The following is a 556-nucleotide window of genomic DNA, read 5'->3' on the forward strand; positions in this document are numbered from 1 at the left end:
CGGGTAAACCCATGCCCAATAAGCCTTCGATCCGCTCAGCGCGCAATGTGAGCTCGGCCTGCTTGGGCAGCTGCGCTTCGTCCACCGCTTCGGTGACGGGGCCTGCCTGGCCACCCGCAATTTGCTGGATCAGGGCTGTAGCATACTCAATGGCATCGCTCTGCAGTTGCGGATCCACACCGCGCTCGAAGCGGTGAGAGGAATCGGTATGCAGCCCATAGGAGCGAGCCTTGCCGGCAATCGCCAGGGGGGCGAAGAAGGCGCATTCCAGGAAAATATCCTGGGTATCCGTGGTCACGGATGACGGTTTGCCGCCCATGACCCCAGCGAGAGCCAGTGCCGCGCTGTCGTCAGCAATTACCAGGGTATCGTCCCGTAGGGTCAGCTCTTGGTCGTCCAGGGTAGTAAGCGTCTCATCCGCTTTGGCCTTGCGCACGGTGATACCACCGCTGAGCTTGGCCAGATCGAACGCATGTAACGGCTGCCCCAGTTCCACCAACACATAGTTGGTTACATCGACGATGGGGTCGATGGTGCGCAGACCCGCACGGCGCAG

At 61.2% G+C, this 556-nt stretch carries 1 protein-coding gene; it reads right to left on the minus strand.

The features are described 5' to 3' along the window. Positions 1-556: phenylalanine--tRNA ligase beta subunit-related protein (locus A3730_RS11755; protein WP_255364261.1), on the minus strand; the 556-nt coding region annotated here is incomplete at both ends.

This window comes from Alcanivorax sp. HI0044 (assembly GCF_001634945.1).